The following is a 5,163-nucleotide window of genomic DNA, read 5'->3' as shown; positions in this document are numbered from 1 at the left end:
CTGGCCGGGGCCGAGCTGGCCATCGTCACCCCCATTGCGGGCACCACGCGCGACGTGGTGCAGCAAACCATCCAGATCGAAGGCGTACCGTTGCACGTGCTGGACACGGCGGGTCTGCGCGACAGCGGCGATGAGGTAGAGCGCATCGGCATCGACCGCGCCTGGCATCACATCGAATCGGCCGACGCCGTGCTGCTGCTGCACGATCTGACACGCTGGCCTGAAGCCGCTTACCGCGCCGAAGACCAGCGCATTCTTGACCAACTGGCCCAACGCCTGCCGCGCGGCGTGCCCGTGCTGCCCCTATGGAACAAATGCGACGCCGCTGCCGCATGGCCTGCGCCACCCGATCAAGCCGGTGGCCTGGCCCTGTCCGCCAAAACCGGTCACGGGCTGGACACCCTGCGCCAGCGCCTGCTTGAGGTAGCGGGCTGGCAGTCAGACGCCGGCGAAGGCCAGTTCATCGCCCGCCAGCGCCATTTGCAAGCCCTGTCAGCCGCTGCCGAACACCTGCACGCGGCCACCGCCCAACTGGGCGGCCCCACCCCCATGCTCGATTTGCTGGCCGAAGAGCTGCGCCTGGCGCAAAACGCTCTGGGCGACATCACTGGCACCTTCAGCGCCGACGATTTGCTGGGGGTGATTTTTTCGAGGTTTTGTATTGGAAAGTGAGCGGCTTTTCAATCCGTCTTTTTTAGGAGCGGCAGTATTTCTGCGATCTCTGGCCAGTTTTTTGTCGCATCCGGATCGTTGGGATTGGGATAGCGGTTACTCAGCATCAAACGTGCCCTGCGTATGGGGTCGTAGCTGCCTCCTGTTTTCCATACAAAGCGCAGACCACGCTTTTGCATCCAGCGCACGCGCCAGAGCACGTCATAAGATGGTTCTCTGTGTACCGCGCGTTCAATCAGACTTCTGTCGTCCTCATCGACCAACGCCAGATCAGGTTTGTAAGCCAGCACCGTATCGGCCGTGGCCTCGTCAAACGCCTCCAGCAGCGGCGGGCCGTACAACATCGCCCCCTGCTTTTGCATCACATTGACATCGGCACCTTGATCCAGCATCAAGGCCACAGCCTCTTTATCTCCCACGATACTGGCCCATAAGATGGGCTTCAAATCTTCACTGGAAGGAGCTGGTGGAGTCTCCAGATGGGAGGGCGAGCTGCCGCTGGCCAGCAACAGCGCCAAGGATTTAATCCGATCTTTGCGTTGATCCTGGTTATGCTGAAAAACACCGCCACCGTTGCGTGGCCAATCGCCCGCAATGAATTTATTCAGCAAGTTGCGCGGATAAATGTCCATCCACAAACTACGTGGCTTATAGTTGGTCAACACATTGGGGTCTCCGCCCAATTGAAGATATTCCTTCACCTGCGGGTAGGTGATTTTGCGTTCGTAAATCAGCGCTGACAGGCGCTGGAGTTCTTTGCGGTTTGTACGCTCAAAAAGTCCCCGTTTGCGCGGCTCGACCCGATCAACCTCAACCGATTTTTTAAGTTCTGCGATGCGTTGCTCTGTCACGCGTAAATCCTGGGCTGAAGCTTGATTGACCAAGTTGAGCAACGCTGCCGTAGAAACTAAAGCCCAAACCATGGCGTGACGCCATGCTGTAACGCGCATAGCGAAGCGCTGTCGCGCAGGTTTATAGACCAAGAGAACCTCAAGTGCATGTCTGTCAATCATAAAAGGTCATTAAGGTTGAAGCAGTTATTGGGTTGAATGCCACGCGTGCAAGCGCCGCTTATTGAAACGCCACCTCCGCAAAGCTCCTCAGTTTGCGGCTGTGCAACTGGCCGGGGCCGCTTTGGCGCAGCCGGTCGATGGCGCGCAGGCCGATTTGCAAGTGCTGGCTGACGCGTTCGCGGTAAAACTGGTTGGCCATGCCGGGCAGTTTGATTTCGCCGTGCAGGGGCTTGTCGCTGACGCACAGCAAGGTGCCGTAGGGCACACGGAAGCGAAAGCCGTTGGCGGCGATGGTGGCGCTTTCCATATCGAGTGCGACGGCGCGCGATTGCGAAAAGCGCCGCGCGGGTGCGCCAGCACCCAGCAGCTCCCAGTTGCGGTTGTCGGTGGTGGCCACGGTGCCGGTGCGCAGCACGCGCTTTAAGTCGGCACCGCGCAGGCCGGTGACCTCGGCCACGGCGTCTTGCAGGGCGATTTGCACCTCGGCCAGGGCGGGCAGAGGAATCCACAGGGGCAGATCTTCGTCCAGCACGTGGTCACCGCGCACGTAGGCGTGGGCCAGCACGTAGTCGCCCAGTTGCTGGCTGTTGCGCAGCCCGGCGCAGTGGCCGACCATGATCCAGGCGTGCGGGCGCAGCACGGCGATGTGATCGGTGATGGTTTTGGCATTGCTGGGGCCGACGCCGATGTTCACGAACGTGATGCCGCTGCAGTCTTCGCGCCGCAGGTGGTAAGCGGGCATTTGAGGCAGACGCGGCGGCGGCGTGCCCAGGGTGTCACCGGCCTGGGGCGGCAGGCCGACGCGGCGCGTGAGCACGTTGCCGGGTTGCACGAAGGCGGTGTAGTCGCTGCCCGGGTCTTGCATTTCTCGCTCGCCCAGGGCGATGAATTCGTCGATGTAGAACTGATAATTGGTGAACAGCACGAAGTTCTGAAAATGCTCGGGCGAGGTGCCGGTGTAATGGCGCAGCCGGTGCAGCGAGTAGTCCACGCGCGGGGCGGTGAACAGCGCCAGCGGCTCGGGCGCGCCGGGTGGCGGCTCGCAGGTGCCGTTGGCGATGCGGTCATCCATGGCGGTCAGATCGGGCAGGTCGAACACTTCAGGCAGACGGCGGCGGTGCTCGGGCGACAGGCCCTGCTCAAAACTGGTGTCTTCAGCAAAGCTGAACGGCAGCGGGATCGGTGTGTGGCTGCTGCCCACTTGCAGCGCCGCGCTGTGGTTGGCCATCAGCAGGCGAAATTGCTCCAGGTTGTAATGTCCAAACAGGTGGGGGCGGGTCAGCGTGGTTTCATAGCGCCCCCCACGGGCCACAAAGCCGTAAGCCAGCCCGCTGGGTGTGGGGTGGCCGGTGGCGGTGGTTAAACGCACAAAGGGGTAGCAAGCACGCACGCGCTGCAAAGGTGCATTGGCAGGCAAGGGGCTGTCGATATAGCGCTGCAAGGCATCGCGCAGGTACTGCACGCCCTGGGCATAAATACGCTGCACATGGGCCAGCGCCTGGTGCGGGTCAGCGCAGGCGGTGGGGGGCTGGAAGGGAGGCTGAAAGGTCATGCCCCATTGTCACCACGAACGGTGCTGCCAGCGCAAGCCGGGATACCGCATTCACACCCTGGCAGCCCGCTTCTGTAAATCAAGCGCCAAATCAGCGCCCAGCGCCCGTCCGTCAAGCGACAAAAGCTATTTATAAGTGAGCAATTCAGCGCGACATGCTCGCCAGCCCCGCCGCCATGCTCAGCCCGTGCAGCACGCAGGCGGCAATGGTCAGCACCAGTGCGGGGCGCAGCCGCTCGGGCGTGTGGGCGCGCTGCCAGATCAGCACCGCCGCCACGGCGCTGACCGGGGCCGATGCCAGCGACCACAGCGCCGCCTGCGGCAAGATCACCAGCGCCACGCCCACCACCACCCAGCCATAGGCCAGCAGCGTCAGCCAGGCGTACAGCCCTGCCGCTGGGCGCGCGCCCAGGCGCACGGCCAGCGTGCGCTTGCCCACAGCGGCATCGCCTGCCGCATCGGGCAAGCCGTTGGCCAACAAAATATTAGCCACCAGCAGCGCATAAGGCAGCCCCACGGCCACCGGCATCCAGAAGAAATGGCGGCGCTGCACATAGTCGGCACCGATCACGATCAACCACCACGACAGCGCCACCGCCAGCTCGCCCAAACCCCGCGACATCAGTTTGAAAGGTGGGGCCGAATACGCCCAGCCCAGCGCCACGCCCGCCAGCCCGATCAGCAGCAGGCCGCCGCCGACCGCCGAAGCCAGCACCAGCCCCGCCCCCACCAGTGCCAGCCCCAGCCCGCGTGCCAACGCCCTTGTTTGCTGCACGCTGGCCTGCCCGCGTTGGATAAAGCCCGCCCCGCCGGTGAACGGCGCAATGGCACTGCGGTTGGCCGCATCGGCCCCGTTGCGGGCGTCTTCGTAGTCATTCAGCACATTGGCGCCGGCCTGCGCCAATGTGGCCAGCAGCACCGTGGCCACGGCCAGCGCAGTGTTGAAACCACAGCCACAAGCCGCTGCCGTGGCCAGCCCGATGGCGCAAGCCACGGGGGTGATGAGCAGAAAACCCGGCCGCGTCATGCGCCAGTACAGCACCAGAGAAGAGCGCGGCGGATCGTCTGACGGGGCGCGGGTGTTGGGGTGGGTCATGGGGCTATTTTGGCTTCGGGGGCACACCAGGCGGTAAGATCCCTGAGTGCCGTTATTTGCTTTTGATTTGATAGCTTTATTTGCTTGCTGCCATTGGACTAAACCTAGATCCAGCAGTTGACCGCTTGAGTTCTTCTTAAAAGCCGCATGAATACGCAACTTTCTGCCTTTTCCCACACTCACCCTGGAGGTCAAGGCGCTACGCACCCACTGGCACTGCGCTCGCCGCACCATCAGATGCGTCCAACTGCCGGATCTAGGCTAAACGCTATTTAGATGCCCAAGAAGCCGCCTGAAACAGAACTCACGCCCGAGCGCCTGGCCTGGCGCCGCCGCATGTTGGTGGCGGCTTGGCGCGCTCTGGCCCTGCTCAGTCTGGGGCTGGGCTTGCTGGGCGTGGTGCTGCCGGTGATGCCCACCGTGCCGTTTCTCATCGTCTCAGCTTGGGCCGCCAGTCAGGGCTGGCCGGTGTTTGAACGCTGGCTGTTGGCGCACCCCACGCTCGGCCCGCCCATCGTGCAGTGGCGCGAACGCGGCGCGGTGCCCCGGCGGGCCAAGTGGGCCAGTAGCCTGATGATGGCGTGCAGCGCCGTGGGCTTGCAGTTTTTTGACCAGGTGCCGCTGTGGCTGCGCGTGACCGTGCCTGCGGTGATGCTGGCCGTGGCGGTATGGCTGTGGTTCAGACCGGATGCCTGAGAGCGTGTTCAAAGTCTCTGCGCGGGTGTGTGGGCGCGGCCCCGGGCGGTCTGCTGCGTTGCAAATCCTCGCGATACCGCCAGGTATCGCTGCGGTTTGCGCCTTGCAGCCCATCCCGATCCGCATCCCGCACT

At 63.2% G+C, this 5,163-nt stretch carries 5 protein-coding genes; 2 read left to right on the top strand and 3 right to left on the bottom strand.

Annotated features, from left to right (window positions below; all coding sequences use genetic code 11):
- Window positions 1-672 (top strand): GTPase (locus ACK5NW_RS05795; protein WP_416925994.1); only part of this gene is annotated, 672 nt, incomplete at its 5' end.
- A gap of 8 nt (window positions 673-680) precedes the next feature.
- On the opposite strand, the gene ACK5NW_RS05790 is transcribed toward ACK5NW_RS05795, so the two are convergent.
- The 3 genes from ACK5NW_RS05790 to ACK5NW_RS05780 all read right to left on the bottom strand — a co-directional run bounded on the left by ACK5NW_RS05790 (window position 681) and on the right by ACK5NW_RS05780 (window position 4,333).
- Window positions 681-1,685 carry a hypothetical protein gene (locus tag ACK5NW_RS05790; protein WP_416925992.1) on the bottom strand — a complete coding sequence of 335 codons (1,005 nt, stop codon included), beginning with the start codon at window positions 1,683-1,685 and terminating at the stop codon, window positions 681-683.
- Window positions 1,686-1,743: 58 nt separating this feature from the next.
- Window positions 1,744-3,237 (bottom strand): AMP nucleosidase, encoded by a 1,494-nt coding sequence (locus tag ACK5NW_RS05785; RefSeq protein ID WP_416925990.1) that lies wholly within the window; start codon window positions 3,235-3,237, stop codon window positions 1,744-1,746.
- Window positions 3,238-3,382: 145 nt separating this feature from the next.
- On the bottom strand, window positions 3,383-4,333 hold the full coding sequence (locus ACK5NW_RS05780; RefSeq protein ID WP_416925988.1) for a prenyltransferase: 951 nt from the start codon (window positions 4,331-4,333) through the stop codon (window positions 3,383-3,385).
- 276 nt (window positions 4,334-4,609) lie between these two features.
- Here ACK5NW_RS05780 and ACK5NW_RS05775 point away from each other — a divergent pair, with 276 nt between their 5' ends.
- Window positions 4,610-5,029 (top strand): YbaN family protein, encoded by a 420-nt coding sequence (locus ACK5NW_RS05775; protein ID WP_416925986.1) that lies wholly within the window; start codon window positions 4,610-4,612, stop codon window positions 5,027-5,029.
- Window positions 5,030-5,163 lie beyond the last annotated feature (134 nt).

Source organism: Ottowia sp., from assembly GCF_047975795.1.
Lineage (GTDB): Bacteria > Pseudomonadota > Gammaproteobacteria > Burkholderiales > Burkholderiaceae_C > Ottowia.
Note: the sequence above shows the minus strand (reverse complement) of the source record. Positions and strands in the feature narration are given on the sequence as shown.

Excerpts from the sequence above, each read along its gene's own strand:
- ACK5NW_RS05790 (WP_416925992.1), bottom strand. The coding sequence starts at position 1,685 with ATGATTGACAGACATGCACTTGAGGTTCTCTTGGTCTATAAACCTGCG.
- ACK5NW_RS05785 (WP_416925990.1), bottom strand. The coding sequence starts at position 3,237 with ATGACCTTTCAGCCTCCCTTCCAGCCCCCCACCGCCTGCGCTGACCCG.
- ACK5NW_RS05780 (WP_416925988.1), bottom strand. The coding sequence starts at position 4,333 with ATGACCCACCCCAACACCCGCGCCCCGTCAGACGATCCGCCGCGCTCT.
- ACK5NW_RS05775 (WP_416925986.1), top strand. The coding sequence starts at position 4,610 with ATGCCCAAGAAGCCGCCTGAAACAGAACTCACGCCCGAGCGCCTGGCC.